At 65.8% G+C, this 26,748-nt stretch carries 13 protein-coding genes and 1 pseudogene; 4 read left to right on the forward strand and 10 right to left on the reverse strand.

Annotated features, from left to right (window positions below):
- Window positions 1-493 precede the first annotated feature (493 nt).
- The 8 genes from ACFQ2S_RS23835 to ACFQ2S_RS23870 form a co-directional block, all read right to left on the reverse strand.
- The gene (locus ACFQ2S_RS23835; protein ID WP_386078972.1) at window positions 494-2,389 is read right to left on the reverse strand and encodes an ABC transporter ATP-binding protein; all 1,896 of its coding nucleotides are present in this window, start codon (window positions 2,387-2,389) and stop codon (window positions 494-496) included.
- Between the two features lie 30 nt (window positions 2,390-2,419).
- Window positions 2,420-3,607, reverse strand: coding sequence for a HupE/UreJ family protein (locus tag ACFQ2S_RS23840; RefSeq protein ID WP_386078974.1), 1,188 nt, complete (start codon window positions 3,605-3,607; stop codon window positions 2,420-2,422).
- A 102-nt stretch (window positions 3,608-3,709) separates the two neighbouring features.
- Window positions 3,710-5,047, reverse strand: a complete 1,338-nt coding sequence (locus ACFQ2S_RS23845) for a nucleotide disphospho-sugar-binding domain-containing protein (RefSeq protein WP_386078977.1) — start codon at window positions 5,045-5,047, stop codon at window positions 3,710-3,712.
- 57 nt (window positions 5,048-5,104) lie between these two features.
- Complete coding sequence (locus ACFQ2S_RS23850; protein WP_386078979.1) at window positions 5,105-6,265, reverse strand: acyl-CoA dehydrogenase family protein; 1,161 nt, start codon at window positions 6,263-6,265, stop codon at window positions 5,105-5,107.
- A 72-nt stretch (window positions 6,266-6,337) separates the two neighbouring features.
- Window positions 6,338-11,071 (reverse strand): non-ribosomal peptide synthetase, encoded by a 4,734-nt coding sequence (locus tag ACFQ2S_RS23855; protein WP_386078982.1) that lies wholly within the window; start codon window positions 11,069-11,071, stop codon window positions 6,338-6,340.
- Window positions 11,068-15,246 carry an amino acid adenylation domain-containing protein gene (locus ACFQ2S_RS23860; RefSeq protein ID WP_386078984.1) on the reverse strand — a complete coding sequence of 1,393 codons (4,179 nt, stop codon included), beginning with the start codon at window positions 15,244-15,246 and terminating at the stop codon, window positions 11,068-11,070. The genes ACFQ2S_RS23855 and ACFQ2S_RS23860 overlap by 4 nt, the downstream gene beginning before the upstream one ends.
- On the reverse strand, window positions 15,243-15,476 hold the full coding sequence (locus ACFQ2S_RS23865; RefSeq protein WP_386078986.1) for an acyl carrier protein: 234 nt from the start codon (window positions 15,474-15,476) through the stop codon (window positions 15,243-15,245). Before ACFQ2S_RS23865 ends, ACFQ2S_RS23860 begins: the two co-directional genes overlap by 4 nt.
- Window positions 15,469-17,142, reverse strand: coding sequence for an amino acid adenylation domain-containing protein (locus ACFQ2S_RS23870; protein ID WP_386078989.1), 1,674 nt, complete (start codon window positions 17,140-17,142; stop codon window positions 15,469-15,471). The genes ACFQ2S_RS23865 and ACFQ2S_RS23870 overlap by 8 nt, the downstream gene beginning before the upstream one ends.
- 323 nt (window positions 17,143-17,465) lie before the next feature.
- Here ACFQ2S_RS23870 and ACFQ2S_RS23875 point away from each other — a divergent pair, with 323 nt between their 5' ends.
- The 4 genes and pseudogenes from ACFQ2S_RS23875 to ACFQ2S_RS23890 all read left to right on the forward strand — a co-directional run bounded on the left by ACFQ2S_RS23875 (window position 17,466) and on the right by ACFQ2S_RS23890 (window position 24,429).
- A complete protein-coding gene (locus tag ACFQ2S_RS23875) occupies window positions 17,466-18,266 on the forward strand; it encodes a 4'-phosphopantetheinyl transferase family protein (RefSeq protein ID WP_386078991.1) in 801 nt (266 codons plus the stop codon).
- A 2,042-nt stretch (window positions 18,267-20,308) separates the two neighbouring features.
- Window positions 20,309-20,917, forward strand: a pseudogene (locus ACFQ2S_RS24835) (ATP-binding cassette domain-containing protein); the annotation flags it as partial.
- A 24-nt stretch (window positions 20,918-20,941) separates the two neighbouring features.
- Entirely contained in the window at window positions 20,942-23,185 is a 2,244-nt protein-coding gene (locus ACFQ2S_RS23885) for a glycoside hydrolase family 3 N-terminal domain-containing protein (protein WP_386078997.1), read from the forward strand.
- The gene (locus tag ACFQ2S_RS23890; protein ID WP_386078999.1) at window positions 23,173-24,429 is read left to right on the forward strand and encodes a glucoamylase family protein; all 1,257 of its coding nucleotides are present in this window, start codon (window positions 23,173-23,175) and stop codon (window positions 24,427-24,429) included. The genes ACFQ2S_RS23885 and ACFQ2S_RS23890 overlap by 13 nt, the downstream gene beginning before the upstream one ends.
- Here ACFQ2S_RS23890 and ACFQ2S_RS23895 read toward each other — a convergent pair.
- Together ACFQ2S_RS23895 and ACFQ2S_RS23900 are read right to left on the reverse strand one after the other, a co-directional pair.
- Window positions 24,405-25,712: a glycoside hydrolase family 15 protein gene (locus ACFQ2S_RS23895; protein WP_386079002.1), complete on the reverse strand. Its 1,308-nt coding sequence runs from the start codon at window positions 25,710-25,712 to the stop codon at window positions 24,405-24,407. The genes ACFQ2S_RS23890 and ACFQ2S_RS23895 overlap by 25 nt on opposite strands.
- Before the next feature lie 2 nt (window positions 25,713-25,714).
- Window positions 25,715-26,362, reverse strand: coding sequence for an alpha/beta hydrolase (locus tag ACFQ2S_RS23900; protein WP_386079004.1), 648 nt, complete (start codon window positions 26,360-26,362; stop codon window positions 25,715-25,717).
- Between the last annotated feature and the right edge of the window lie 386 nt (window positions 26,363-26,748).

Genomic DNA, 26,748 nt, shown 5'->3' on the forward strand with positions numbered 1-26,748 from the left:
AAATGGTATGGAACGACGCTCCGATCTGAAAATGGCTTGCTTTCGTTCGCCACTGGCTTCGCGGGTCGTCCAACGAGCATAATCCCCATAAAACATTGCTTAACGTTTCGACCGAGTTCGGTGTGGTCCAACCCCGAGGGAGTGCTCTGCGGTGATTGCTGGTGCTTGAGGTGCCTGTGGGGGCACCGGGACGATGCTTTCCGATTCCGGCGCCGTGTCGTGGAGAGTATGGAAAGGACGGACGGTGCTGTGAACGTCGCACCACGGCTCGATCAAGCTCTCAGCCTCGGTCGGGCGGTTGATGCGGGGTCTCCGCTGGATCATGCTGACCACGTTTTAGCGGCGTCCTTCGATGGTCCCGGCGTCTTGTTGAGCTTCGATCCCGGATGGCCACGATGAACCGGACCCTTCCCCGCCTGCAGTCTCTGCGTCGCGAGCCGACGCCGGACAACCTTTCACACGCCAGGAATACAAGCCAGTCGCAGACCAGGTGTCAGGAGACATGGGCGAGTTCCTGAAACAACGCATTGCCCTCGATCAGTTCCTGGAAGGTTCCTTCAGCCAGTATCGTCCCGCGGTCCATCACGAACAGCCGGTCGCAGTGGCGCACCGTCGAGATCCGATGCGCAATCATCAGCGTCGTGGCCGACGGCAATTGGCGCGATATCGCGTCGATGACCGCCTTCTCGGTTCGGTTGTCCAGTGAACTCGTGGCTTCGTCGAGCACCAGCACGTCGGGGCGGCGGTAGAATGCGCGGGCGAGACCGATCCGCTGCCGCTCGCCCCCGCTGAGGCGCACACCGTTCTCGCCCAGCCTGGTTTCGAATCCATTCGGCAGCTTCTCCAGCAATGAGCCGAGCTGCGCGCAGTCACACGCCTCGCGCAGCCTTTCCCTGTCGATCTCCGCACGGCCGAAGGCAACGTTCCGTGCGATGGTGTCGTCGTAAAGAAACACGCTCTGGGGCACATAGCCGATCCGCGTGCGCCAGCTCTCTTTGGTGCCACCGTCGAGCGCAATTCCATCGACCAGGATCTGACCTGACAGCGGTTGGTAGAGCCCCATGACGGCGTCGATCAGCGTCGATTTCCCGCTTCCCGATGGGCCCACGAAGGCAACCTTCTCGCCGCGTGCAATCGAAAGGGTGACATTGTCCAAAACCAGGGGATTGACCTCGTCATACCGGAAGCAAAGCCGGTCGACTTCGATGCTGCGCTCAAATGCGACTGGCCGCTGCACGGGCGGCGAAAGCAGGGAGGGATCCTGCAGGTCTTCGTAGATGCTGTCCACGGCCGGAAGGCTGCTCACAACGCTGACATAGCTCGAATAGGCGCCCGAGATTGCCGGGATCAGGCGATAGGCAGCGATGGCGAACAGCGTCAAGGACGGGAGAAACTCGTCCAGTCGAATGCCCTGGGCAACGAGGTAAATCGTCGTCAGGACGACACCGCCCATCGCCACCACCTCCACCGCGAAGCGCGGGATCGCCGCCGTCGACTGAACGCGGGGGTTGATGACCGAGAATTCCCTTGAAGCCCGTTCGAAACGGCTCACGAAAAAATCCTGCGCACTGTCGGTCTTTACCGTCTTGATGCCCCCGACCAGATCCACAAACGTCTCGAAACGCCGCTGATTGGTGCTCAGGCTCTGGCGGCCGAGATCGCTGAGGAACCTGTGACGCAGGACTGCGATTGTGCCGAACATGGCCAGCAACACCCCACAGGCGAGAAGCGTCGCCGCAGGCTCGACGAATGCGAGCATGGAAAGGATCATCACGCTGGTGATCAGGTAAGTGGCCAGCTTGCTTCCCTCCAGGATGACCCCGTTCACGATGCCATTCACATCGTTGATGTTCTTCTTGATCAGATCAGCGGAGCTGCGTCCGAGGAAGAACCTGTAGGGCAGCGCCACGTAGCCCTCCACCAACCGCATCGACAGGTGATGGGCGACAGACCAGGCGATGCGCTGGCGCTGAAGTATCAGGTAGGCGGACGCGGCGTTGGCGATTGCAAGCAGCCCGACAACGGCAATTCCGGTAGCGATCAACGCCGACCGGTTGGTTGTGAGACCGAACAATCCGTAGATCTGTTGCAGCCTGTCCGACTCCGCGATTGTCCCGGGGTCCGCAGCCAGATTAAGAAACGGAAGCACCGAGGCGATGCCAACCACCTGTAGAAAGGCCATGAGCACGATGGCGTAGAAGAGCCGCACGAGTCTCCGGCGATCAGGCTCCGAGAACAGCGATCCGAGCTTTGCCAGGAACGACGCCGTCAGCCCTTTGGAGCTCGATCGCCTAGTTGACGTCTCTGATGTGGAGGCCGGTGCCGCCATCGAATTCTCTCTTCTACCCCGCAAGGCAGGAACCGTTCGGGAAACGGACTCCCCTGCCATTCAGGCCATTTCTGCAAACCGCTGCGGAAATCACAATCCGAGCCCCCGAATGATGGTCCAGTATCCCGCGATGGCGGCAATCACGAGGCTGCCGCCCTGAAATATCCAGCGCCGAAAGAATGCGGTTTTACGGATCATGTAGAACAGCGGCAGCAAGAGAAAGAGAATGATCAACTGACCGATCTCGATCCCGACGTTAAAGTTCAGCAGGATCTTGACCGGCTCGACCAGGCGAAACTGAAGGTCGCTCATCGCCGAGGCAAAGCCCATTCCGTGGAACAGTCCGAAGAATACGATCATCAACCACCGCCCACTGTCGAGAACCGGGAACAGGTTGTTGAGCGCGACTACGACGATCGAGAGCGCGATGAGGGACTCGATCAGCTGGATGTTCGGCTGGAGAATGCCAAGGACCGTCAACGCCAGCGTCGCTGAATGCGCAACCGCGAACAGGGTGATGACCCAAAACGCGTTCCACGCGACCTTCCCCATGCCTTCCGCAGGTTCCCAGTGCCGTGGCGGCGCCATTCGCATGACCGCGGACAGGAGCAGCGCGGCGAGAAACAGGACGTGATCGGGACCGGCAATAACGTGGAGGATGCCCTGCCACACGAACTCCCGCGGCGTAAGGATCGTCTCGAGGTTGGTGAAATCCAGCGTCTGAAGCGTCTTGTTGGGTCCGTAGACCTGGACCACGTGGTCCTGCGGATGGGTCAGGCCACGCTTTCGGTCGTATTCGGCGACGATAAGGCTTCGGTAGAGCGGGGACTCCCATGACAGCAGGATCTCGTTCCGGATCTCGATCTGGTCCGGCGGGTCGATCGGGGCCGTCTCGAAAGCGAAGGAGGCAAAGCGTGTCTCCGCGCCCGGCGCGAGTCCGGCCTCCCCGAAGATCACCTGAAGCTCGGCGCCATCGATCAGGAAGTCGAAGTTTTCGTCGATGTAGCGCTGTATCTCGGCCGCGTTCTCGCGAACCGCGGCTTCCCGCGCATCCTGCTCCTCCGGGATCGCGATCCCGAGCCTGTCCCGGAGGTCGTCGAACGCGATCTCGAAGCGCCCGCTCAGCCGATCCGTCTCGACGTTGATCCAGACGTAGTTCTCGTCACGCGCATGGGCCTGCGATGCGGACGCGCCTGAAATCACACAGAGCGCGGTAAGCGCCCACAGGAACAGCATCTGGCGGACCCATCGGACCGGCGCCGTTTGAACTTCACACACTCTCATCTTCCCTCCAAAACAATCATCCTGAAACTCCACCAGGCGCCCGACAGGCCTTCCCGGCCATTCCGACGCCACACTTCCCTTTCTCGGACACCGCGTTCATTTCCGCTCCTCGTCCAACAACCGTCTCAGCTCGCGCTCGGCGACCCGCCCTGCGGCGTAGCTTTGCGAGGCCTCCGACATGCGGGCACAGGCGGCGGCGATGCCTTCGTCCGCGAGAACGGCGTCGATCGTCCCCGAGATCTGCTCTGCTGCTTCACGACCGGTCAGGCGAGCGCCTAATCCATGGGAGAGGACCCGCGCGGCGCCGCCTGGACGATCCATCATGTCGGCCGCGACGACAATCTGCGGCACACCCCGGTGCGCCGCCTCCCGAACCGATCCGACGCCGCCGTGGTTGATCATCAGGGACGCCCGTTCGAGCGCGGCAGGCTGGTCGAGCCAGTTCACCACCGTCACGTTGTCCGGGGGTGGCCGCCGCGGCGCGTCGGCATTGGGCGGGACCACGTGGACCAGAACACGGTCCGGGCGCGCCTCGAAGGCCGCCCAGAGCGCCTCGAGGAACGCGGGCGGCGGTGAATTCACCGTGCCGAAGGAGGCCAGGACGACAGGCTTGCCGTTGGCCGCGGCGTCCGATCCCAGGATGCCCGGGACATCGGCTTGCGACGCCCCCTCCGGCCGCGTCCCGGCGATCATCGGACCGATGTAGCGAACGTCATCATCCCCCTCGCCGGGAAAATCCAGCTCCGCCGGACTGGTCATCAGGCAGGGCAGCCGATAGCCCCAAGGATACTGCCACCGCCTCCGCAAGAACATGTCGCGAGCAACCCGGTGCTTGCGCGCCAGATGGCCCAAGGCCGACGGGATGTCCCCGCCCCAATGCCGCAGCGCCCCGACGATCTCCTGCCGACGTTTCCAGCGGAGCAGGTTGGACCATTCGTTCATGACAGGCTCGGGCGCTCCCTCAGGCTCGCTGCCCGGCACCGTAAAGGAACCGAGCGGCGGGTTCCGCGGGCCGACCATTGTCGAAAAGAAACAATGCAAAAGGGCGGTGCGCTGACCGCGTCCGAGGGCCGCGATGATCGGCCCGTGCAGTTCGAAGTCGATCACTGCAAGGTCCGGGGTGATCTCGTCGAGCATCGCGCCGAACTCGGCGGCACCGAGCATGGCTGCTGTCTCTTCCAGTCGTTGCCGGCGCCGCGCCGGGGTCCGGACAAACGGGTTCTTGCCGAGCCCCTCCAGTGGACAGGCAAGTGGCGTGATCGGCACCTTTGGCATCGCCCGGAACGCCAGCCCGAACTCCCGCACGCGATCACCGTGGTTTTCGGTCGTGACGAGCACGGCCTCGTGGCCGTCACGGACAAGCCGCCGACCGAACTCGGCAGCGACGAAGACGCTGCTGAGCATTCCGGTGCTGGCGACAAGGATCCGGGCCATGCTACGTCCCGTAACCGGGCGCCAGCAGGGCACGGATCTTGCGAGGACGCCGCGGCATCAGGCGCGCCCTCCCATCAGGATCGCGGAAATCACCTGCCGCTGGATGTCGGACGTGCCGCCGTAGATCACACCGCCAAGCGCATCCCGCAAATCGCGCTCTACGCCGGTTTCGGTCATGTACCCCGCGCCGCCATGGATGCGCAGTGCGTCCGTGCTGTTTGCGACGAAGGCCTCGGAGATGTGGAGCTTGGTCATCGCCGCCGTCATCGTGCAGGGCTCGCCGCGATCCTTCATCTCGGCGGCGTGGTAGAGCATCAGGCGCGACGTCTCGAGTCGCAGGCGCATGTCCGCGAGCCGGTTGCCGACCGACTGGTGGTTGGCGATGGCCGTGCCGAACACCTTCCGCCTGCCGGCGAAGTCCACGCATTGCTCCAGCTGGCGCGCCATCGACCCGACGTGGCTGGCAAAGATGAAACAGCGCTCCCATTCGACCGAATGCTGAAAGATAGCGCCGCCGTCGCCCTCGCCTCCGAGGAGGCGGTCTTCCGGGACGAAGCAATTCTCAAGCGTGAGCCCGCCGAGCGGGGCCGTGCGCAGGCCCATCTTCGAGTCCGGCAATCCCCGCTCGAACCCCTCGTCGCCGGCCTCCACGATAAAGGCAGAAACGCCCCACCGCCCAGCCGCCGGATCGGTCGAGGCGAAGACCAGCGCGATGTCGCATCTTGGAGCAAGGCCTATCAGGATCTTCTCGCCGTTCAGCACGTAGCCGCCGTCCACCCGTTCGGCGGTCGTCTTCAGCGCGAAGGCGTCGGAACCCGAGTCGCGCTCGGTCATGCCGTCCGAACCGATCAGGCTGCCATCGCCCAGCCCCGGCAGCCAGCGGCCCGCCTGCTCGTCCGTCGCAAAGGTCTTGATCGCTTCGGTCACCGCCCAGACCTGCCCATTGACGGCGAGGGTCAGGCCGTTGTCGGCGCATCCCATCCCCAGGCCTTCGAGCATCGCGACGGTCGAGGAAACACTCATGCGCCGGCCGCCGTACTCGACCGGCAGTTGCGCCGAAAGAAACCCATATTCCGCGCATTTCCGCCAATCCCCCAACCAATCCCCGGCATCCTCGGCCCCACGCCGGTCACGCGCTTCAAGATCGCGGCCCAAGTTGGCGGCGGCAAAGTCACGCGCGGCGTCCCGCAGTTCGATCTGCTCGGTCGTCAAAGGCATGGTGGGTCAACTCTTCCTGTTCTTGACGTGGGCCGGTTTGCTCTGTGTCCTGTGATGGAAGCGGAGGGAAAATCAGCGGTTGCGGGGCCGGATCGTATCGACAAGCTTGCCGGCCCATCGGCGCGGGGCGTTCATTCGGGCAAGGTGGTACTCCACCAGCGTTGCAAGTTCGGCGTCGGGAGACAGGCGCTTTGCCTTCATCATCTGCAGGGCCGCGGCGATTGGCCGGGATTGCGCATGTCTCAGGCGACCGAGGGCGAATGCCGCCCAGGGATCCTTCGGCGCAAGGCGGGCCGCTGCCAGCAAGGGCGACGCGGCCGCGGCGACGTTTCCAACCTCGAGCGCGCAAAGCCCCTCTTCGATCAGCGCAACGGCGTAATTGGGGGCTTCGGAGGTCACGATATCCAGTCCACCCGCCGCATTTCCTGCCGTCCTGAAATGCCGGATCCTGCGCACATAATCGGCCAGGGGATCGGGCTGACCCGGCGTCTCGTATTCCAACTGCATCTGCGCGGGGTCAGCGTCCTGCCCGGCCGAAAGAAGCGGATCGGAAGGCGTTGACCGGACCACGAAGCTTTGAACCGGAGCGCCCCGGTCGGAGAAATGCGAAATACCCTCCTCGACGATATCGAGCTCGAAGCTGAACTCGCCATCGTCATCCGGCATCCGGACAGCGACCAGCACGCGCGCCCGCTCCCCCGGTGCGATCGTCCTGTGCAATGGCGTCCGATGTCCAATCCGCGCGATCTCGGGCCGAGCGCCGGTGACAGCGCGAGACACAAGGAAAAGCCCGCTCTGCTCGCTTGGCGCCCAGACTTCCTGGCCGAGGTTCCGGATCGAGACGTCCACCTCGAACACCGCGCCACGCGCCGCGGCTTCGGGCGCGTTCACATCCCCCCACTCCAGGAGATGGCCGCCGCGCGGAAGCGGCCAGCCGCCGCGCCTGCGGGCCTGCTCCAGGCGGTCGCGGATCTTGCCGGCAAGCAGCCGTTCGTTGCGGCCCCAATACATGTCGGAATACCCGCAGGGCAGCGAGTCGACCGTCCAGCTGCGATAGAGCCTGTCCCAGGTTTCTTCCGGCCGTGCGAAGCGTCCGTAAGGGTTGGTCATTGCATGTTGCGCAACGATCAGGTCCACGTGGCCGGCATAGGGGATCGGCGGTTCCTTCTGGACCAGGATCAGCGTCGCCACCGGCCGGCGCAGGTTCAGCAGCATGTTGGCGACATTCAAGGCGACGATGCCCCCCTGGCAATGCCCCCCGAGGTAGAACGGCCCGGAGGGGTATGCGTCGAGAATGTCCCGGAGGTAATGCCGCGCGACACGATGCTGGGCCGAGATCTGGAGATCCGTGTCCCTGCTCGGGATGACGCCGTTCGCCGCGCGCATGCCGTAGACAGGCTGATCCGGTCCAAGCTGCGCGCTGAGGCGCTCGAAATCCGCCCGGGCGGTGAACCAGAAAAACAGGGGCGGCAGGGTGCCATCGCGGTTGAGAACCGAGATCAACGACCCCTCGCGCACCGGGTCGGGCCAGGCCGTGAGATAGGCGTGCAGTTTTGCCTGCTCGGTCTCCACAAGGCCTCCGAGCGGGTCGGCTTCGGCGGAAGACGGAGCCTGCGTCTCTGGTTCTCTCTCCTCCGCCGGCTTCGGCGGCACCTCCGCATCGGCATCGGCAAGCATTGCATCGAGCGCCATGGCCTGATCCCGGATCGTCGTCAGACGGCCCAGCCGGGCCACCGGGATCCGCAGGCCGAGGCCCGAGCCGATCTCTGTGATCAAGCGCATGGCTGCAAGCGAATGCCCCCCGAGTTCGAAGAAATCCTCGTCGAGCCCGATCTCCCGCTCCAGCCAGAGCACCCGCTTCCAGATCTCCGCCAGCGCCTTTTCGGTCTCGCTTGAAGGCGGGACGATGGCCGCCGGTGCTATAGGCGCAGTCGGCGCGGCGAGGGCGCGGTAGTCGATCTTGCCGTTCGAGGTGCGCGGCAGTTCATCGACCATCAGAAGCTGCGACGGCACCATCGCGGCCGGCAGGGCCTCGGCCAGATGCGCAGCCACGGCGCCGATCTCGGGCGGGTTCTCCGGCTCGCCGACGATCCAGGCCACGAGCGCCCGCGCCTCGTCCTCGCCACGGGCGTCAACGGCCGCCTCCCGCACTTCGGGCATGTCCATGAGCAGGGTCTCGATCAGGGTCGGCTCGATCCGGACGCCCCGGACCTTCACCTGCCGGTCGATCCGGCCGAGGTATTCGAACATGCCGTCGGCGCGTCGCCGGACCCGATCGCCGGTTCGATAGGCTGTTCCGCCGTCGCGCGTCGGATCTTCAACGAACCTCTCGGCGGTTGCCTCCGGCAGGTCGAGATACCCGAGGGATACGCCCGCACCGCCCACCCAGAGCTCTCCCGGCATTCCCGGCGGCACGGGGCGGTGCCGGCTGTCCCGGATCATCAGCCGGCTGCCGGGGATCGCGCGCCCGATCGGCACCGGCCCCGCGCCCTCCAGCCGCCCGAGATCGCAGGCCGAGCACCAGACCGTGGCTTCCGTGGGCCCGTATTCGTTGACGAGCCGGGCGGTGACACCGCTCTGCCGGTGCTGATGAACTATCGCCCGACTGACGGCTTCGCCGGCGACGATCACCGTCTGCAGCGAGACCAGGGCACCCGCGTCGCTGGCCTCCAGGATCAGCTTGTAGAGAGACGGCAGGCAGAGCGTGTGGGTCACGAAGCGGGCCTGGATGAGCGTCCCGATCCGGAACGGGTCCCGCGCGGCATCCGGTTCGGCCAGAACCAGCGTGCCGCCGGTGCAGAGGGTCCAGTAGATGCCGGCAACCGAGCTGTCGAAGGCGATGGAAGAGAGCAGCAGAAACGCTTCCGGCGTCTCCTTGTACCAGGCCAGGCGCGCCTCGGTCGACGCTGACAGGTTGCGATGGCTGACCAGCACCCCTTTGGGCGTGCCGGTGGAGCCGGAGGTAAAGAGCAGGTAGGCCGGGCTGTCGGGCGGCACCTCTGGCAAAGTGGCGTCGCCCCCCACGTTGCCGAGATCGCCGACGACAACAGCCCCCCTGCCCGACCGCTCGACCCGCTCCGCGTTCTGCCGGTCGGTCAACACGACCCGGACGCCCGCATGTTCGAGGATGCGCAGCACGTGGGCATCGGGATGTTCGGCGTTGAGCGGCACATAGGTCGCGCCGGCGAGCAGCGCTCCCAGCATGGCGACGAATGCGTCCGGCCCGACGGAGATCAGGATCGCAACGCTGTCTCCGGGGCCAATCCCTTTCTCGCCAAGGCAGACCGCAACGGATCGTGCTTGCTCGACGAGTTCGCGGTAGGTGACCGAACGCTCCCCCATCGCAACCGCCGTCGCATCGGGCCGTTCCTCGGCACGCGCAAGGATCTCCTCGTGCACCAGCCCGAAGGTTCCGAGTTCCGAGATGTCGCCAAAATCCGGCTCGCTGACCGCGCCGGGAATGTTCGCCAGCACTGGGAGATCCTGAGGCGGACGATCCATGGAATCAGGCAGGGCCGCCAGACCCGCCGCGACCATGTCCAGGATGCAAGGCAGGTCCGCCTGACCGATGCGCCGTCCATCTGCGATGAGCCGAATGCCAATCGCATCCCCAGGCTCGACGATCATGGCAAGCGGGAAGCCGCTGCTCAGCCGGCTCTGAACGCTGTCGAAGAGGACTGCCTTGCCGCTGCCGGCCCCGGAGGTGGATTTCAGCGAAACGATGGATTCGAAGATCGGCGCCTTCGGCGACACCCCGAGGAGCGTCTTGAGGCGGGTCAGCGAAAGCGACGCATTCTCGTGCGCGGCCGCGCCGGTCTCCATTCTGTCAGCGATCAGCGCGCGCATGCTGGAGAACTGCGCCAGGTTCAGCCCGGCGGGCAATGTTGTCACGAAGTTTCCGACCGCCCGGTCGATTCCCTCGATCTCCGCCGGACGCATCGTGGTAGCGACACCGAAGATCACCTCGTCCCTGTCCAGCAGCCGCCCGAGAACGGCCGCCCAGACCGCCGCGATGGCGGCTCCCAACGTCAGGCGGTTCTCCACCAGCGAGGCTGACACCGCGCGGCTGATGTCCGGGGAGAGTTGGCGTTCGAGGATGAGCGTGGCCGGGCCCGCGCCATCTTGCCCGGCATCCACCGGCGCATCGAAAGGCAACCGGCCCTCGGCGTGAGGCCCGGCGAGCTTGTCCGTCCACCAGGCTTCGGTCGCCGCGTTGTCCTGTCCCGCGAGCCAGTCGGCCAGCGCGCGCACCGGGATTGCATCGCGCAGGATGGGCACCGCTCCGGTCGCAGTCGCCGCTGCGTAGAACTCTCCGACCTCCTGCAGCACCACGGCAACCGACCAGTCGTCGAGCAACGCATGGTGGACCAGCCAGCAGAACCGGTACCCGCCTCCCGGCCAGCCGATCAGCACCCCGCGCATGGCCGGCAGGCTCGAAATATCAAGCCCGGTGCGACGCAGATCCGAGATCAGATCGTCCAGCGCCGCTTCGGCCTCGGCCGACGTTCTGTCGCTCCAGTCGCGTTCCTCGATCTGCAGAGTGGATGTCTCCGCGATCAGTTGAACGGGAGTATCGAGGGTCTCCCAGACGAGCGTGCTGCGCAGAGCCTGGTGCCGGTCGATCACCTGCTGCCACGCCCTCTCGAAGGCCGGGCGATCGAGTCCCTCCGGCAGCGATCCAACGATCACGCCAAGGTAGTACCCCCTGCCGGGATTGGCGACGGATTGGAGAAGCATCCCCTCCTGCGAGGGCGAGAGTGGGAGCACATCCTCCAGCCCGGAGAATTCGAGCGGCGCCTCCGTCACGACTTCGGCTTCCCGAGCAGAGCCGCGAGCTTCTTCAGGTTGTCCGGGTCGACGCTGGCGCGGACCTGTTTCGCAGCCTCCCGAGGGGGCGCCGCGCCGTCGGCAAAGGCCGCGAGCGCCTGCAGAGTCTGGTGCCGGAAGATGTCGATGGGCGAGATCGCCAGCCCGGCTGAGCGGCATCGGGCGGCGATCTGGATCGCACCAATGGAATCGCCCCCGATCTCGAGGTAGTTGTCGGCGGTGCCGATGTTGGCGCGGTTGAGCACCTCGCCCCAGATCTCGGCCAGGTGCCGCTCCGTCCGGGTGGCCGGCGCCACGAAGTCGGCATTCGCCTCCTCGCCTCCGCCCCGGGCCGGAGCCGGCAGGCGGGCATCGTCGATCTTGCCGTTGGCCGTCAGCGGCATGCGGGACAGGTGCACGAAGTGCGCCGGGATCATCTCTCGCGGCAGGCGCGTCGACAGGTGGCGTCGCACGTCGCCGGCCCCGGCCTCGCCCGTGTAGTAACAGATCAACTCGCTGTCTTCGGCGTCCGGGCGGCGGATCTCGTAGCCGATTTCGTCGAGAATGCTCCGGACATGCGCCTCGTCGATCTCGTCGTCGAGTTCCGTCTGCGCCTCTTCGAGGGTCTTGTGGCCCATGCGCACGTCCCAACTGTAGGGGACGGCATAGTTGTGAAATCCCCGCTCGGTCTTGTGCACGTGAATGCCCGCATCGTTGATCAGGCAATTGGTCGACCGGCCGGTATCGACCGGACGGATCCAGGACATCTTCTCGTCGAGATAGCGATAGACCTCCGAGACCGGCACATCGCAATAGCGGTAGAAATCGGCGAAGGTCACCTCGTCGAAGATCCGGTCGTCGTCGAACAGGTTTCCGTTCAACCGTTGCGACGCGGTGTCGGGGTAGCGGTGGTAGGCACGGCGGGCGGCGAGGACCATGTCGTCGATCTCGTCCGGATTCCGTGCCTGTGTTTCGAAGAGCTCCCGGGTGAGGCGGGTTTCGAACATCTGCCCGCGCGAAAGGCCGGTCACGATCAACGGAATGCCCTCGTCCCGCGCCAGTTTCAGGCCAAGGGTATAAATCGTCTTGAAACAGCCGTTGCAGACGTTGGCATGGCGTTTCAGGCTGTCGACGAAGATCTCGTTCATGGCCGGGGTGGCGAGGAAACGGTGCTCGATTCCGAGGTCCGCCGTGACCCGTCGGATGTTTTCCTTGGCTCCCTCCGAAATGAACCCGTTGTCGAGGGTGGCGGCCAGGATGCGCGGGGTGACCTCCGCCAGACGGCACAGGGCATAGCTGCTGTCCTTGCCGCCCGAAAGCAGCATCAGGCAATCATAGTCGCCCCTGCGGAACCGCGCCCGATCCTTGACGATGCCGCCAAAGGCGCCGAGGTCGCCGAAGTATTCCGCCGCGCGCTCGCGAAAACTGTCGAAGCCGGAACAGGTGGTGCAGACGCCTGTGTCGTCGATCTCGATCCCCGGGGTGTCTGTTCCGACACCGCACCGCGTGCAATGAGCGATGGATTTGCGCGGGGCGTTCATCCGAATGACGCAGGACCCAACGTCCGGATGCGCCATCGCCGCCGCGACGATCTCGGCCGGCTCGATCCGCACGCCGCGCAGCTTGAGCTGGGTATCGAGCCGGCCGTGGTACCGCAGCGTCCCGTCCCGCGCGACGGAGCCGAGATCGCCTGTGCGATAGATCCTGCGGCCGGGCGCGAACGGGTCCGGGAGGAAAGCCTCGTCGGTTGCCTCGCTGTTGCGGAAGTATCCATCTGCCAGCCGCTCGATGCCTCCGACGAAGAGCTCCGCCGGCACTTCATCGGGCGCGGGGTTGCCGCTTGCGTCGAGCAGGTAGATCGCCGTTGCCGCAGCAGGCCGGCCGATGGGGACTGCCCGGCCGGTGTCGCTCGCCGGGTCGAAACGGTGCGACATACAGCCGACGACGGCTTCCGTCGGCCCGTACTCGTTCCATATGTCGACATCTCGGCCGAAAGCCGCCTGCGCACGGCCGGCAAGCGCCGTGGTCAGCTCCTCTCCGCCAAGCACCAGCGACCGTATGTGCTCCAGCCTGCGCGGTGTTTCCGTGACCAACGCGAGGTGCGCGGGCGTAAGCTTGACGACATCGACCGCATCTTCCTCGAACACCCGCAGCACCGAGAGATCGGGGCCATCAGCCGGCTCGCGATAGCTCCGGATCTGCCCCCCGGCCACCAGCGGCGCGAAGATCGAGGTGATCGTGAGATCGAAACCGGTGGCCGAGTGCAGCGCCCACCGCGCCCGTGGCACCGGAGAAAACTCCCGAGCCGCCCAATGGGCATAGCGCGAAAGCGCGGCACGGCCGACGACGACGCCCTTCGGGGTGCCGGTCGAGCCGGAGGTGAAGATCACATAGGCCCTGTCACACGCCGAGGCCTCGGACGGAGTGGCCGCTGTCCGCGGCGCGATATCGGCGAGGTCGAGCCGGCGGGCTGCAGGCGCCCAACGTTCCGCCAGTGCCGCCTCGGAAAGGACCAGCGCGGGCCGCGCCTCCTCGGCGATCCGGTCCAGCCGCTGCGCAGGTTGCTGCGGATCGAAAGGCACGAACACGGCGCCGCGCTTCAGTGCGCCGAGCATGGCGGCGACCAGGTCGGGCGAACGCGTCAGATGCAGGCCGACAAGGTCCCCTTGCCCCACGCCGGCATCCGCGAGCGCCGCCGCAATGGCATCGGACCGAGCCGCAAGTCCCTTGCGGTCGAGATCGCCGCCGTCGCCCTGGATTACCGTCGCGTCGGGATCATCGGCGAGGTGTTGGGCGAACGCATCCAGCACGTCCTGCACCGGGCTTGCCGCCTCGTCGCGGATCTCTGCTTGCCGCCGGGTGAGCCGGACCGACTGATCGTCATCGCCGGCCAGATCGACCGAGCCGATCCGGGCGTCGGGATCATCCAGGAAGCGGTCGAGCAGGCGCAGGAAATGCATCTGCGCGGCCTCGCGCCGCGGCGCATCAAACGTCGAGGCATTGAAGAGCCACTTGAGCTCGCCCCCCGCGCTCTCGCCGTAATCGCTGACGTTGAGACGAACCGCGTGGCGGGGATCGGAATGGCCGTTGTCGAGCCAGTCCGCGCGCCCGATCCCGGAAACGTCGGCAAAGCTCGCGGTGATGTGGTTCAACACGACGTTGAACCCACCCTGCAGACCGGCGGTGCTGGCTCCGGGCGCCGCGTTCCGCAACAGGTCCATGCCGGCTTCGGCGACCTTTGCGTGCAGGCTGGCAAAGGTCTCGTCCGGCTCCAGCGCGGCGGCGAGCGGGAAAAGCTCGACCATGCATCCGGCGACATCCCGGTCGGTCGCGGCGTGGCGCCCGTGGGTGACCGTTCCGAGCGAAAGCCTCTGCTGCCCGGAAACCCGGTGCATCCACGCCAACAGCGCCGTGGCATAGACGTTGAACGCAGCCTGGTGGCGCGACAGGGCCGCGAACCTGTCATGCGTGACAAGCTGCAAAAGCTTCTCGCTCCGCTCCGACCCGAGTGGGATGCGGACCACAACCGCCGCGCTTTCCCCGGGCTCTCCGGACTGCCCGTAGAGGCGCGGCAGAGCGACGGCGTCGCGCTCGACGGCCGACCAGTGATCGCGCACGGCGTCCGGAATCGGGCGCGGCTCCAGAGCCCTTGGCAGGAACTGCGCCGCGCTGGCGGGCTCAGGCTCCTTGCCCGTCCGCAGTGCCGCGATCCGCGCCGCAAGGTCTTCCAGCAACACCCGGCCGGACCAGGCGTCCGTGAAGATGTGGTGCTGGCAGAAATAGAAGAGGCAGTCCCCGCTCCGGGTGCGAAGGCAGGCAGCCTCGAAGGTTTCGCGGGAAAGATCGAAGCCACGGCCGATCCGCTGTTCCGCCCAGTGCCTTGCGGCGGCGGCGTCATCGACATCGACCGCCCCGAAACGCCCCGCCGGCTGCCCGCTGTCGTATTGAGCGGGCTCCGCATCGGAGGTCCGGATCACCAGCCGCAAGGCATCTCGCGACCGGCACAGGCCATCGAACGCACGCCGCACGATTTCGGTGTCCGGGGAACCTTCCAGTTCCACCAGCCAGGCCATGTTGTAGAGCGGGCTGTTCGGCGCCATCTGCTGGCCCGCCCAGAGCATCTTCTGCGGCGACGTGAGGGGCGCCTCGGCCAGATGTCCGGCGCGCTCGGTCATGCGGCCGTCCTTTCGGCGACATAGGCCGCGATCGCGTTCAACGTTCCGAAGTTCGAGATCTTCAGATCGCTTGCCGGGATCTTTATGCCGAAGCTCGTCTCCAGAAAGGCAACGATCCGCATCACGCCCAGCGAGTCGATCATGCCGCTGAGCAGCAGCGGCTCATCGGCGGTAATTTCCCGCTCCAGTACAAGATCGGCCTCGATGAACTCCCGTATCGTCTCATGCATGTCCAACCACTCCCGATACCTGAGCCTCGCCCGACAACTGTTCCGCCAAAGCCCGGCGATCGATCTTTCCCGAGCCCGTTCGCGGAAACTCCGGCACGAGTTCGATCCGGTCGGGACGGGCATAATGCGGCAACAGGCGCGCCACCGCCGCGGCAAGGTCGCGCGCTCCAATCGTTTCCTCGGGGTTCAGAATTGCCGCGCCCCTGATGACGGTAACCCCCTCGCGCAACGCAACCGTGAAGGTCGCCGCTTCCGAGACCATCGGCAACCCCGCGATGGCGCGTTCGACCTCGTCGAGTTCCACCCGGAAGCCCCGTGACTTCACCATCCGGTCGCGGCGCCCAAGGAAATCGAGATTTCCGTCAGGGCGCTCAATCACGATGTCCCCGGTGCGGTAATAGCGCTGCGTCTCGCCGCCGGCCCCGGCCCTTTCCAGGAACGCCGTTCGGTTCAGCTCGGGTTGCCGCCAGTAGCCTTGCATCATCGTCGGCGCGCGGACGGCGAGTTCACCGGTCTCCCCCGGGGCGACATCCGCATCGTCCTCGCCGATCACCAGGAGGTCGGCATTGGGACAAGCAGCACCGATGGGCACCGGCCCACGGTCGGCATTCCACCCTTCCGGAACGTTGAACCACGTGCACTGATTGGTTTCGGCCGGGCCATAGACATTGCCGATCAGCGCGTCGGGAAGAAGACGTCGCAATGTCTCGAGATGCTTCGGAACGAAAACCTCGCCGCCATAGAGGACGATCCTGAGGGCACTCAGGTCGCGCGAACCAAGATCGCCGAATTCGACAAGCTGCAGCAAGGCCAGGGGGACGGAGTACCAAACCGTCAACCGCTCCGCTTCGATCAGTTCCGCGAGGCTCGCCGGCAACTTGAGCCAGGGGTCGGGAATGATAGTTGTGCTCGCGCCCACCAGGGTCGAGCAGAAATAGTCAAGGGTCGACATGTCGAAATGCAGACCGCAGGCGTTGCTGAACCGGTCCTCGGCGTGAAGGCCATACAGGTTCGCAGCCATGCAGGCATAGCTCATGCCGCTGGCGTGGGTGTGCATGATACCCTTGGGCGTGCCGGTCGAGCCCGAGGTGAACATGATATACGCGAGATCGGTTTCCGAGAGGGCCTGCGCGCGCGCGCCGAGGTCGGGAGACGACAGCGCCTCCTCCCAGGATATCACGTCGACCTCTGCCTCAAGCGGCTTCGACAGGCCGATGACGGCCGACATGCTGGCGGGAAAACCACCTGGCAGCGCAGCCCGCTTTGCCTCGGTGGTGACGAGGCATCTGGCATCGCTCAGATCGAGTATCTCATGAACGCGCTGCTGCGAGGCACCGGGATCGATCGGCACATAGGCCGCACCCGCCCGCAGGATACCGAAAAGCGCGATGCTTGCTTCAAACGACCGGTCGAGAAAGAGGGCCACCCGATCCCCCCGACACACCCCGGCCTCGACCAATGTTCGCGCCATGCGGGAGGTCGCAGCAGCGAGGTCGGCGTAGGTGAGACTGGCGCCGTCGAGCCTGAAGGCCGGCTTGTCCGGGTTTGCGTCGGCAACCAACTCCAACTGGGTGTGGAGAAGCGCGGGAAAGGTTGGTCTGATCATCTTCGAACCCGATGGCCAGGATGACTGCAACCGAGGCCGCAAAGTCGAATTGATTGCCATCCCCCTCAAAACGCCACTCTTTCCCCAAGAACCTGCAATGTATTACCCGCAGAACAAAGATACGTTGGCCACGGCTTCTGGATCAATAAATTTCGCCGCACCCTCAGACAGACTGGTACAATCCCCCGAAAGGCGCGGTCGGATAACCCCAGCAAGACGGGTGCCACGCCAGCATGACATTGCAATGGCAGGTTTGATTGCCGGAATTTCGGTTCATATTGTAGTGGTAGAATTGGCCCCAACATCTGGACGCTGCCGCACGATGGCGACAGGACAGCCCGCGGGATCCGATGCCAGAAGCGATCCCCGACAAGGACGGTCGAATGTCATTCCGCCGCTGTGAACTCGAGGAGTTCTGGACCAGGCTTCGGACGCCGGAACATCATGCCGGACCCCTTGCGATGGTCCTGTCCCTTGGGATGCCCACCGAGGATGCCTTTCCCGAAGCATCGCTTCTCTGCCCGGCGGAAACGAGGCGACACCAGCGCATGCGCGAGCCGACATCGGCTTGGGCGTATCTGTGCAGTCATGTTGCACTGAGAATTCTCGCCGGATGGGCCTTGGGCCGGTCTCCCGCCGCACTGGAGTTTGTCAGCCCCGGCGAACCCAACGTGCCGCCAAGGCTTCGCGGCGAGGCACAGTCCGGCCTACAGGTAAGCCTCTCGCATTCGGGCAGTTCGGCAGCGATCGGGCTGCGGCAAGGCGGCATGGTAGGGATCGACGTAGAGCAGACAGATCGAGCGCGCGACGCCCTCGCAGTCGTGGAGAACTTCCTGACACCGAACGAGGTGGGCGAGGTTCTTGCCCTGCCCCGTCATGATCAGGGGCCCTTGGCCCTGCGATACTGGTGCGCCAAGGAGGCGGTGCTCAAAGCGGCCGGAACGGGATTGTCGACGGACCCTCGATCGGTTTCGGTTCAGTGGTCCGGCGAGATCGCAACGACCATGCTTGATGGGGTCGCTTACGAACTGGGCCGCATCGGGCCTCATTTCCCCGAGAGAACCGCGGGAGCGATCGCCTGCAGCGCGCCTGTCGGCGAAATCATGGAGACGCATTCATCCTTCAATGAGCTCCTGTCGCTGTTCCGAACGTCGCAACCGTGGTGGATGCCGGCGTCCAGTTAGCTCAGAACCTTCGCATGCGGGCATCGGGGCTCTGGGACTGTGTTCAGGTTGCGGAGCTTCTGACCGGAAGGTTCGCGAAGGCCCGTCCTGTCCACGAGCCGACACACGGAAAACCGCGCCGACTTTTTAAGATCCCCAGCATCGGGAGGGCCGACAAGAAACGGCGCTCGCCAGAACGGCTGAGCGCCGAGTGTGGAACGAGGGACAGTGCAGCGGGTTGCGGCAGTTCCAATACCCGCAACCCATGATCTCTTGTAGCAGAACTATCCATATTCGCCATGACGTGGATCAACGACTCATGAGCCGGATGGCAAAATAAGGGAATCTGACCGCCCTGCCAGACAAACGCGTGCCCGCCCAAAACTGGATTGGCCGGGTTCGGCCCGGAAGACGCCCCTCAGCAACGACGCGATCAAAAAAGCCCACGGGATCAGCCACATCGGCGACCTGCGCAGTCTCGATTCCCCGATACCGGCGCGGGTCGACCGTTGCAGAAGTGCGACGCAACCTCGCTCCGTCCAGTAAAATATGGGGTCCGGTGTCGTTCCGGCGGTTTACTGCCGATCGGAAAAATGGCTATTCTTTGGTACGAGCATTGGTCGAAGCGCAACAAAGCGGCGCATATCGGCCCCAAATCAACAACAAATGGTGCCAGATCGGCGCCTCAGGCGACAGGTCGTTGCTCTGAGGTAGTGCCGGCATGTCAGGACACCATCGGGGCAGGCTAAATGAAACGTCTTTCAGGCTTCTGGGGCCTTCTGTCGGCATATTGGGTGTCCGAGCGCTGGCGGGAAGCATGGTTGCTGACCGCAGTCATCATCGCGCTGACCACATTGCTCAGCAAGGCAAGCGTCTGGGTCGCCATGGCGAGCGCCGAATTCCTGGCGTCGCTCGCGAATTTCCATTCCCTCGAAGCCGCCACGGACCCGGTGCGCGTTGTGCTCCTGGCTGCGGGCGCCTACCTCGCGATCTATGTTGCCAGGACCGCCGGCGTGGCGCTTCGGCATTTCATCTCCACGACCTTGCACCGCAGGGCACGCGGCTGGTTGGTGGCGCAGTTCAACCATGCGATCCTGTCGGATGAACGCACTGCCCTGGACCTGATGAGCGACCGCTCGGAAGCCGGCGGCACCTCCCGGATGCCCGATGCCATCGACCAGCGGATCGACGAATGCTCCGCTGGCCTCTACGGCGGCGTGATTGGTCTCTCGATGGGGCTTTGGGGGGCGGTGACGTCCATCTACTTCATCTCCGAAGCCTTGCTCGACCACACCAAACCCGTGCCCTTCCTCGATCGCTGGGGACAGGAGGCCAATCTTGCTCTGGAACGGACGGTGGGCCCGGAGATGGCCTCCCACGTCAACCTCGTACCCGGCGAATATGGCACTGCGCTGCTGGCGATCCTGATGGTCGCCGTCTACGTCCCGTCCATCACCTATGTCGCATGGCTGCTAGGGCGGGTTCTGGAGCGGCTCAACCTGCAGCGGCAACGGCGCGACGGTGCCTGGCGGGGCGAGTGGGGCGTGATGCTCAACCGCGTCGCCCAGCTGGCCGCCTCCCGTGGCGAGCGGGCTCAGAGCCGCATCAACGGAAAGCTCTACGCGGACGTCGATCAGACATGGGGCCGCCAGAACCGGCTGGACGCGGGCATGTTGATGTTCCGGAACACCTACAGCTTTCTCTCCGCGCGGCTGCTGGCCTATCTCCCGGCGTTGCCCGCGTTCATGGCCGGCAGCCTGTCTTTCCGGGACTTCGCGGCGAGCAGCGAGTTGACGGCGGAACTCATTGGCGACGTGTCCTGGTTCATCAACGTGATGCCAGCGATCGCCATGCTCCGCGCGAATTCGGCCCGACTGACCGAGGTTGCCTGCGCCATCGAGCGCGTGCGCCAGCGGCAGGACTTCTACGCCGAAACCGGGGTCAGTCGCTTCGAGCGGGTCCGGACCGAGAGCGGACCGCTGCTGGCGATGGAAAATCTGAGCCTGCACCATCGCGGGCACGACACGCAGGCCTTCCTGACGGTGCCGCGCATGGCGCTCTACCCCGGAGAGAGGGTCTACCTGCGTGGCCAGAACGGCTGCGGCAAGAGCAGCCTGCTGAAAGCAGTCGCGGGGCTGTGGCCCTATGGCAAGGGCCGCGTGAAGATGCGGGACGGGGCGGAGATGTTCTTTGCCGGGCAGGAGCCCGACATCCCGGACCGCCTGACGCTGAAGGCGCTGGTGGCCTATCCCGATTATCCCGAGCAGCATTCCGACATCGCCGCCGCCCATGCCCTCTCGCGGGTCGGGCTGGGGGACTTCATCAATTGCCTCGAGGACGACCTCTACCAGGGCAAGAACTGGCGCAACGTTCTGTCCGGCGGCCAGAAGCAAAGGCTGGTTCTGGCGCGCATCCTTCTGGCCAAACCCCGGATCCTCCTGCTGGACGAAGCCACCTCCGCGCTCGACGTCAATGCCGCGGTAGACTTCCATCTCACCTTGTGCGAGTGCTTGCCCGAAACTGCAATTCTTGCGGTTCTGCACGGGGAGATCGTGCCGCATGACCCGGATGGCGAGCCGTTCTATTCCTCGGTTCTCGAAATCCGAAATGGTATCGGGCAGTTGCGCCCAATCGTGGCGACAGGATACGCAGCGCGCCACGCGGCGGAATAAAGGCTCAGCAAACAAGGCGCCCGCATGGCAAAGCAGACGATTGTCGACCGGCTGATGGCCGAAATGACGCTCGCCGAGAAGATCGGTCAGCTCAACCTGCTCGCCGCAGGCGAAGGCTTGGTCACAGGGAGGGCGCAGAACACCCCGCTGGCGCGGCGGCTGGACGCGGGTCAGGTCGGGGCGATCTTCGGCACCAAGTCGCTGGCCTCCGCGCGCGCGATGCAGGAACGCGCCCTTGCCGGCTCGCGCCTGAATATCCCGCTGTTCTTTGCGGAGGATGTCATTCACGGCCACCGCACGGTCTTTCCGCTGAACATCGCGCTGGCCTGCAGCTGGGACCTCGACCTGATCGAGGAGACCTCGGCCTTTGCGGCCGCGGAGGCATCAGCAGAGGGCCTGCACCAGGTCTACGCCCCCATGATCGACATCTCCCGCGACGCTCGGTGGGGCCGCGTGGCGGAAAGTCCGGGCGAAGACCCCCTCCTCGCCTCCCGGATCGCGGCGGCCGCCACGCGCGGCTTCCAGGGGAAGGATTTCGCCGGGCCTGGCCGGGTGGCGGCCTGCCTGAAGCATTTCGTCGCCTATGGCGCACCGGAAAGCGGGCGTGACTACGACAACGTGAGCCTCGCCTGGGAAGACCTGCTTTCGGTCTACCTGCCGCCCTTCGAGGCCGGCATCGCCGAGGGAGCCGCCAGCGTCATGGTCGCCTTCAACGCGGTCAACAAGCTACCGATGCACGCCAATGAGCCATTGATCGAGGGCTGGCTGCGCGGACAGGCGGGATTCGGCGGGCTGATCGTGTCCGACTACACGGGCGTCAAGGAGCTCACGCCGCATGGGCTGGGGCCAGCCAGCGTGGCCGTTGCCCGAGCGCTCCATGCAGGGGTCGACATGGACATGGTCGGCGAGGATTACCTTGCCGAGCTTCCGGAACTGGCACGAAGCGGGCTGGACGCACCGGACGCCGGACTTGCCCTTTCGCCCGAGGACATCGTGGGCCTCGTCGACCGGGCCTGCTATCGCGTGCTGAGCTTCAAGGAGAAGCTCGGACTGCTCGAGAACCCGTTTCGCGGGCTTGAGGGTTCGCCCGCGGCGCCGTCGCGGCTGGAAGGGCGCAAGCTGGCCAGGAAGGCCGCCGCCCGCTCGGCCGTCCTGCTGAAGAACGACGGCCTTCTGCCCTTGAGGCCCAATAGCCGCGTGGCGCTCATCGGCCCGTTTGCCACGGATCGGGCGAACATGCTCGGCACCTGGTCGGTTTCCGGCCGGGCGGAGGATGTCGTCAGCCTGCGAGATGCCGTGGTGGCCATGACCGGCTCCGCCCCGTCGGTCGCCTGGGGCGCGAACATCGTCGACGAATCGTGGCTCCAGCAGCGCCTCAACGTTCACGGCGTCACCGTGGATGCGGACGAGAGGCCGGAGGCCGAGTTGCTTGCAGAGGCCCTCGATGCCGCCCGCAACGCGGAGGTGGTGATCGCCACAGTGGGCGAAGCCAAGGAACACGCGGGCGAGTCCTCTTCGCGGCTGTCGCCAGACCTCCCCGCCCCGCAGCGCCGTCTGATCGATGCCGTGGCCAGCACCGGCAAGCCGCTGGTGGTGGTAGTGTTCGCCGGTCGTCCGCTCGCCCTGGGTGAGATCGCGGACAAAGCCGACGCCGTGCTCTACGCCTGGCACGGCGGCATCGCCGGTCCGGAAGGCGTGGCCGACCTGCTCTTCGGTGCGACGGTGCCCTCTGGGCGGCTGGCGGTCTCGCTGCCGGCGCACCCGGGCGAGGTGCCGCTTAGCTACGCCAGCGACCCGACGGGGCGCCCCTTCACCGGGCGTTTCATGAAATTCCGGACGGGCTGGCTCGACATGCCCGATGACGCACGACGGTTTCCTTTCGGCTTCGGGCTCGGCTACGGCAAGGTGACCTACGGCGCGCCGAGCCTTTCGGCGGAGGCCGCGCCTGGGGATGAGCAGGTCCTGCTGCGGCTTCGCGTCGAAAACGATGGCCCCGGCGCGGTCGTCGAGACGGTGCAACTCTATGCGACGGACCCTGTGGCGCGCGTGACCCGCCCCGGCCGGATGCTGATCGACTTCAAACAGGTGGCGCTGAGCGCCGGGGAAAGCCGCGAGCTGGTCTTCGAGATCACTTCCGAGCAATTCCGCTACCCCATCGCTCCGTCCCTCGAGGCCGCTGAATGGGTGCGTGATCCCGGCGAGGTGGTGCTGCATGTCGGCCCGAACAGCCGCGACACGCAGAGCGTGACGCTGACATGGCAATCGTGATCCGCGGGCTCGACGACGACGCGCTCCGGGACCGGGTTGGCCAGGCGACGGCGCTCTACTTCCTGGACTGGAGCCACCCGGTGAGCGGAATGGCGCGCGAGCGCAGCGGCGGCGCCTTCGGTTATGACATCGAGGAGACCGTCTGCACCGGCGGCACCGGTTTCGGCCTGCTCGCCCAGATCGTCGCCGCGGAACGCGGCTGGCGCCCGAAGCGCGAGATCCTCGACCGGACGGAAAGGATCGTCGGCTTTCTGGAAGGCGCCGACCGGTTCGATGGCGTCTTCCCGCATTTCCTGCAGGGGACGACAGGGCGCGTGCTCTCTTTCATGCCCGGGGATGATGGCGGCGACCTTGTAGAGTCCGCCTTTCTGATGATGGGCCTTTTGGGGGCGGCGGCCTATTTCGCGGAGGAGCCGACGCTCGGCGCCCGGATCGAGGCGCTCTTCGATGCGGTGAACTGGGCGGCGCATCTGCGCGAGGACGGCGCCGTCATGTGGCACCACCATCCGCGCCGCCCCAGGAGTCCGAGCGCGCTGCCGATCCGCGGCTGGAACGAAGCCTTTCCGGTCTTTGTGCTCGGCGCGGGCTCTCGTACGCATCCGATCCCCGCATCTGCCTACCACCGAAGCTGGGCCACCGCACCCGCGTTCCTCAATGGCCGCAGCTACGGCGGAACGCCGCTGCCCCTCGGTCCGGACTGGGGCGGGCCGTTGTTCCTGTCCCAATATCCCTTCCTCGGCATCGATCCACGGGGGCTGCGCGATGCCTATGCGGATTACGGCGCGCAGGCCCGAGCCCATGCCCTGGTGAACCGCCAGCACTGCCTGCTCAATCCGAAGGGCTGGGACGGCTACGGGGCCGATTGCTGGGGATTGACCGCGAGTGACGATCCGTCGGGCTACGTCGCGCATTCTCCGACCGAAGACACCGGGGTCATCACGCCCACCGCCGCGCTGGCCTCGTTCCCTTTCGCGCCGGCGGAGGCGATGCCGGTCCTGCGGCACCTGCACGACGTTCTGGGCGACAGGATCTGGGGCGAAGCGGGCTTCGTGGATGCCTTCTGCGAAACGCAGGGATGGGTCGCCGAGAGCCGGCTTGCCATCGACCAGGCCCCGATTGTCATCGGGCTGGAGAACCATCGCACCGGATTGCTGTGGGAGCTGGTGTCCGGACGGCCGGAAGTGCAGCGCGGGCTGCGCGCCTTGGGCTTCACCGCGCCCTATCTGGCCCCCGCCATCGCCTGAAGCGCCGTATCGCGCGCGGCAGCGGCTTCGAGGAATGCGGCGGCTGACCAGGTGAGAGCGAGGCATGAAACGGGCGCTCCGGTGCGGCGGTCGAATTGCTCCGCCAGCGGCTCGGCCGGGTCTGGTGCAACGCTCTGGACAAGTCCCATCCAGGCTTCCGCCTTCTCGAACGCTTCGGCCTCTCCCATGGCGGCGAGCCGGTAGTGCAGTTCGGCAAAGCCAAGCGTCGTCGGATACCAGGGGTTGCCTCCGAAATAGACATCTTCCTTCCAGCGGCCGATGGCAGGGGCACCTTGGCCCCGGTTGATCGGATAGAGGGCGGCGAAACACGCCTCCAGCGCGGCGACCGTCGCACGGGTCGCGGGGGCCGAAATGGCGAAGGGCCCGTCGCGGCGTCCGGCATGCAAGATTGCGAGCACGGTCGCGCTGTCGAAATGCCCTTCGGGCGCCTCGACGCTCTCCCGCCAGCCTCCCGACCGCGCATCTCGCGCCTCCTGCATCAAGGTGACGATACGGTCCGCGGCCGCTCGCATCGCCGGTGCGGATGCCCCCCGCGCGGCTGCCCGGGCGCATCCCCTGTCGAGCGCATCCCATTCAGCGATCAGGGTGAAGGTGGATCGCCGTGCCGGCGCTTCCTCCCACGGACCGATGCAGGGGCGGCCCGCGACCCGGAGGCTGTGTTCGAGGGCCCGCGCAACAAGCGCATCGGTATCCGGCGAGGCGACCTCGGGCAGTGCATCGACCAGCGCCATGACCGCGGAGGCCCGCAACGCTGGGCCGTCGTCCTGCGGGCGGCCCCATTGCTCGAGATCCGGGCAGCCATCCGCCGCGAACCTCGGCTCCTCCAGCCACTTCTCGCCAGCGAGCCCCGCGAGTTCCCCGTCAGGGCGAAGGAATTGCTCGTGGCTCTGTCGGGTAGTGGCGCGCAGGGGATTTGTCGCCGGACCACGGCGGCTCGGATCGGAGATCCGGAGGGAAAACCGCACGGTGTCGGCAACCGCCTCGAGCCAGAAGCCCCGTGCTTCGGGTTCAGCAGCGATCGCGAGGGGAACGGCGCGCAGGGCAATCGCCGCATCGCGGACCCAGTGGTGGAAATAGTCGGGCTCCGGATCCCAGCTCGCAATGCGTGTCGACGCAAGGATGGAGCCGGCTGCCGGACGGACGGTCCAGCCGAAGCCCGATCGATGGCGCTCCAGATGCGTGGCCGAGGTTGCCGCACGAAGCGTACGGGCGGCGGCCAGACGCCGGGCCGCAATCCAGTCCGGATCGGGTGCGCGCTTCATGCCTATGCTTCCAGCGCCGACAGCGCAGCAGTCAGCGCTTCGCCGACGTCCGGGCCCATGGGGCAATGGTGTTGCCCCGGAACGGCTGCGAAGTAGCGCGCGTTGGCAGCGGCCGCGAAATAGGCTCGCGCGTCCTTGAGCGGAACCAGCCCGTCCTCCGCACCTGTCACGACAGCCAGCGGCGCGTCGCTCCGGGCAAGCGCGGGCGCGGCGTCGGCGGTTTCCATCTCGGCGCGGAACAACGGCGCCTCCCGTTCCACCGCCTCCACGGCCGGCGGCCCCATCGCCACCCGCGCCAACAGCAACGCCCGCCCAGACACGGCCGGGGACACGGCCAGCACATGGTGCGTGCCCGGCGTCTCGGCGGCCAGATGGGCGACGGCGAAGGCGCCGATGCTGTGTCCGGCAAGCGCCAGCGGCGCGTCCGGCCAGCGTTCACGGACCCAGACCCACGCCGCCGACGCGGCCTTGCAATGCCCGGTGAAGGTCAGCTTTTCAGGGGCTCCCGAGCCCGGCAATGCGGAGGAATTCGGCAACCCGGGCGCCACCACGCGCCAGTCGCGGGCAAGATACGCTTCCGCGATCTGTGCGATATGCGGCTGATCCGGCGCGCCGTTGCGGCCGTGCACAAGCAGAACGGTCCCGCGCACGGACGCGCCTGACGTCGCCACAACCAGCGGAATCGGCCGGACCTCCGCAGGAACCACTTCACTCCGTTCGGCTTCGGTCCAGGACCGGGCAGATCTTGCCATAAATCTATTTGACCTCGGCCACTTCAAGCACTTGAAGCGTCAGCGTTCTGAACCTACCTGACGCGACTGAACTGAGCTCGTCGAAAATATGCCCATGACGCAAGCACATCAACGAAGATCCGGTTCCTACGTGCGCAGAATCGAAAGCGGCGGGTCCCGTATCGGCGGCTTTCCGCATTGCAACGCGGAATCATGCCGAGAATGGGTCTGAGGCGTTTGCCGCAATGCAGACGGAAGTACATCTTATGAGTGCATTCGTTTACTACCATTTTTGTATTGGGGGA

It is taken from the genome of Tropicimonas aquimaris, from assembly GCF_042676185.1.
In the GTDB taxonomy this organism is placed as follows: Bacteria; Pseudomonadota; Alphaproteobacteria; order Rhodobacterales; family Rhodobacteraceae; genus Tropicimonas; species Tropicimonas aquimaris.

Coding starts and splice junctions, on each gene's coding strand:
- ACFQ2S_RS23835 (WP_386078972.1), bottom strand. CDS start 2,389: ATGGCAGGGGAGTCCGTTTCCCGAACGGTTCCTGCCTTGCGGGGTAGA.
- ACFQ2S_RS23845 (WP_386078977.1), bottom strand. CDS start 5,047: ATGGCCCGGATCCTTGTCGCCAGCACCGGAATGCTCAGCAGCGTCTTC.
- ACFQ2S_RS23850 (WP_386078979.1), bottom strand. CDS start 6,265: ATGCCTTTGACGACCGAGCAGATCGAACTGCGGGACGCCGCGCGTGAC.
- ACFQ2S_RS23860 (WP_386078984.1), bottom strand. CDS start 15,246: ATGACCGAGCGCGCCGGACATCTGGCCGAGGCGCCCCTCACGTCGCCG.
- ACFQ2S_RS23865 (WP_386078986.1), bottom strand. CDS start 15,476: ATGCATGAGACGATACGGGAGTTCATCGAGGCCGATCTTGTACTGGAG.
- ACFQ2S_RS23870 (WP_386078989.1), bottom strand. CDS start 17,142: ATGGCAATCAATTCGACTTTGCGGCCTCGGTTGCAGTCATCCTGGCCA.
- ACFQ2S_RS23875 (WP_386078991.1), top strand. CDS start 17,466: ATGTCATTCCGCCGCTGTGAACTCGAGGAGTTCTGGACCAGGCTTCGG.
- ACFQ2S_RS23885 (WP_386078997.1), top strand. CDS start 20,942: ATGGCAAAGCAGACGATTGTCGACCGGCTGATGGCCGAAATGACGCTC.
- ACFQ2S_RS23890 (WP_386078999.1), top strand. CDS start 23,173: ATGGCAATCGTGATCCGCGGGCTCGACGACGACGCGCTCCGGGACCGG.
- ACFQ2S_RS23895 (WP_386079002.1), bottom strand. CDS start 25,712: ATGAAGCGCGCACCCGATCCGGACTGGATTGCGGCCCGGCGTCTGGCC.